This is a genomic window from Cellulophaga baltica (assembly GCF_900102165.1).
In the GTDB taxonomy this organism is placed as follows: Bacteria; Bacteroidota; Bacteroidia; order Flavobacteriales; family Flavobacteriaceae; genus Cellulophaga; species Cellulophaga baltica.
This window is the reverse complement of the sequence record NZ_FNBD01000038.1, coordinates 1-3,646: the sequence shown is the minus strand read 5'-3', so window position 1 is coordinate 3,646 and position 3,646 is coordinate 1. Positions and strand designations below refer to the sequence as shown.

The window sequence follows — 3,646 nt, the reverse complement described above, 5'->3', positions numbered from 1 at the left end:
AACGGTTTGTGTATGAAACGTAGCATGTAAAAAGACACTAACTTTTCGGATAAACACAGAGCCGAATTTTTATGTTTTGTTTTTACTTTTTTATTTTAAAAGCCAAATTTAAAAATTTGGCGACCTTTGTAAATAAGCACAAACCTTTGATTTTAGCCTTTATTAGCTATGTTTTATACACTTTGTTATGTTGCGTTTATTGCGTTTTTTATTTCATTATAATATTCTGAACAAGAAAAGATATAAACAACAAAACAACTAGAAATAATATTTGCAATCTTTAGTTCAGTCCAATCATTAGCGGAATGAGTATCACTATTTCTGTAAAAGTAAGATGTTTGAATATGGTTGCCGAACTTATATTTTCTAGCAGTTCTTGAGTCTTTATATCGTTCAGATGTTGGGTCAATTTTTATTAATTTTTCTATAACGACACCAAGTCCTTTTTTATTTGAATTTATATAGTTGTAAGATGTATTGTCAACGAGAAATAATATTTTTTTCAATAATGGGTCTAAACAAGTCAAAAATTGCTTTAAGAAATTTAGTTTGTCGACTCTATTAACGGAACCAAAATAAAATTTATTCAAGTTGCCCAGTAATCTTTGGTCAAGTCCATCAAGTTCAGGAACACCAGTTTTATAAACTACTAATTCATTAAATAAAGCTATGCTTTCGCTCAAATCAAAGGTGTAAGTTGGTGCGATATTAGGCTCTGAAAAGTAATCTTTTAAATCTCGATATAATTTTTCTTTAATTGACTGCCAATTAAATTCATCAATTGCAATAGACGAATTATTTTGTTGCTTCAACGTTACTATAATTTTGTTTCCACTTTTAGATTTTTCAAAATACTCAATTTGCTCAAATAATTTATAGAAAGAAACTTTTGTATATCTATTGTCCAAATTCTCAAATGATTTAATAATAACTGAAGCTAAGGCTGTTTTGCCTTGTTGTTGTTTCAAATATTCAATTACTTTTAATCGTTGTTCGATCCTATGTTCTGGTTCGTGTGTGACTTCTCTTTTTTTTCTTCTAGAAAACGCAAGACTAGAATATTTTTGTTTCCATTCAGGAAGTATCCATTTATCATTTTCAACTTTTAAACAATCTCGACCAATTAATGAGCGAATTGAGTTTTCTTTTAATTTTGGTCTTTCAAGTAATATCTCTTGACAAATTTCATCATATGTACTAGGCTTATCTAATTTATATAATGCGTTTTTTATAAGTAGTTCAATTTTTACCGAGTTTTTACCCCAAATTGTTAATCCCCAGAAGCCTGTTTTGCCTTGTGAATTAAATCGATTATCGGACGCAAGAGTTAAGCTATGTCTGTCGTATATTTTAGGAGTATTTGAACGAACTAATCTTCTATTAACCTCTGATACAATATTGTCAATGTACATTGTATCTCCATTTTCTAATAAAACTCGGTATGCTCTATCGCTTGCTCTTGATAAGTACTCAAATTTGACTTGATAGAAATAAGTATCGCCATTTTGAATCATTTCGATTTCAGGAAGAATTTCGATAGCTTTCAGAATATGTAAGTTCGTAAGTGTTTTACTCTTCCTTTTGCAGTTTATTATAACCTGCATTTCATTCAAAGGGGAAACTTCTTTTTTTAGTGTCTTAAGAACTATATCTGCTGTTTTAATAAAATTTTTCTTTTCAGCTTGATTTATGACAATTATCTCAGCAGAAGTAAATATTGTTTCTACTTTTCCACACACAGACAATGAGAATAAATCAATTAATAGTTCTATAATTTCAGGACTCCTATTGTTGTATCCATACTTTTCAATTAGTATATCTTTAAATATTTCCTTACTTATTATGTTTTGCGCAAAAATTTCGGATTTAAGATTCCTGTAATTATGACTTATTTCTTCCTTACAAATACATCTAAATTTTTCATCTAATCCATTATGAAAAAAAGAACTTAAATTAGATAAAACTTGTTCCTTTAATTGTCTTATTCTTTCGCTAGTTTTGGAATAATAACTTGATAATTCGTCAAGATTATACTTGTCACAATTATTTAAACCATAGTAATGATTTATTATTCCTTTAAGAAAATCGCTATTTATTAAATTTAAATAATCAGTTACAGCTTCATTTATTAAATCGACAAATGAGTCTGGATTAAAATTTTCATAATCTAGAGGTATTAAATATTCTCTTATTTTACTTTCTTGAATATCAAATAATTCAGTTAAATTACCATCAATAAAAACTTGATAATCTATCAGTTTATTTACAACAGATTTTCCTATTCCTTTAGTCTTTGAAAATTCCTCAACATTAATATCGCTTATTTGTTGCAGATTGGTGATTTCTAACAATTCAAATTTTTTAAGCAAAATTGATGGGACGGTTTCAATTACATTTTTAATTTGAATTTCTGCTTTATTCATTTATAGGATATTGTTTTTCAATGCAACATAACGTCTCGTATATGAAAAGTAGCGTTGAAAATAAGCTGTTACTTTTCGGTTTAACACAAGCCGAATTTTTAAATTTACTAATTATCTTATTTTTGGGAATTTGTCAAATTTAAAAATTTGGCGACTTCCCAAAATGCCCAAAACTTTGTGTTAGCAAGAACTTGCGCTATTTTTTATATACATTGTTAGCAAACGTTATTTATTTCCTTTATGGTTGTTACTTTGTTCGCTTGAAGGTCTTCAGTTAAATTATAAATTCGTCCAAGTTTTTGGCAAGCTGTTATAAAACTTATAAAAGAGCATAATTCGGAAATTTCTTTGTCGGTAAAATCTTCTTTTAGAATATTGAAATGTTCATCGCTAATAGATTTGTGGTCGATAGCAAATAATTCGGCAAAAGCTGTTGCTGATTGTTCCTTTTTATCGTTTTTATTTAATTCAGGTTTTCCTCCCTTAACCATACAATATTCGCATTCATTGCCGAACGATAATGTTCGTCTAACTTGTTCTAATAAATGAGTGTTAAGTGTAGATGATTGAAAAATTGCATTTTCTAATTCAATCCATTTGGATAATATTTCAGCGTTGTGTCCAATTAGTTTTTCAAAAGGTGAGCTTCCAAATTCAGATAGTTCTATTCTTGTCATTTTTGTTTTTTTAATGTTTGCTAACGCTCAATGTATGATTAGTGCGGCGTAGAAATGCAGCGCATTTCGGGCCCGCACAAGTAAAAGCATTTTACGTTTTTTAGTTTTGCTGGATAAAAATAAGGAAAAAGCTTTTACGGTAATGTAAATCAGCCCACATTTCGGCTCTCACGAACTCCCGCATTAATTATACATTTTGTTGTGGGTAGTGCTACTTTTTAATTTAGGTTTAGTCTCTCCACAGTTTTGAAGTTTCGTATCTCTACAACGCTTTTAAATATTCAGCATCGGTTTCATCTCGACTATTGGCAGCTTAGTTTTGTCAGATTAGATATAATTTGCTTAAATCTGCTATTTTTTAGCGCGAATTGCGTCAGGTTTTTTGTCTCAATTATTTACGTCAATTTTTAAATATTTACAGCGTTTTTCACGTCAGAATATCACGTTTAACAAGTTGCTCACATAACGTATTTACAAAGAGTTTTACGCCAAAATTAAGCGCAAATCACAGACTTTAAATTCGCAAACCGCATTACCCACAACGGT

At 29.3% G+C, this 3,646-nt stretch carries 2 protein-coding genes; both read right to left on the bottom strand.

The genetic code is table 11. The features are described 5' to 3' along the window. Positions 1–185: 185 nt before the first annotated feature. Complete coding sequence (locus BLQ19_RS20685; RefSeq protein WP_074539640.1) at positions 186–2,423, bottom strand: hypothetical protein; 2,238 nt, start codon at positions 2,421–2,423, stop codon at positions 186–188. Positions 2,424–2,638: 215 nt separating this feature from the next. Further along, positions 2,639–3,100 carry a carboxymuconolactone decarboxylase family protein gene (locus BLQ19_RS20680; RefSeq protein WP_074539639.1) on the bottom strand — a complete coding sequence of 154 codons (462 nt, stop codon included), beginning with the start codon at positions 3,098–3,100 and terminating at the stop codon, positions 2,639–2,641. Between the last annotated feature and the right edge of the window lie 546 nt (positions 3,101–3,646).

Coding starts and splice junctions, on each gene's coding strand:
- BLQ19_RS20685 (WP_074539640.1), bottom strand. CDS start 2,423: ATGAATAAAGCAGAAATTCAAATTAAAAATGTAATTGAAACCGTCCCA.
- BLQ19_RS20680 (WP_074539639.1), bottom strand. CDS start 3,100: ATGACAAGAATAGAACTATCTGAATTTGGAAGCTCACCTTTTGAAAAA.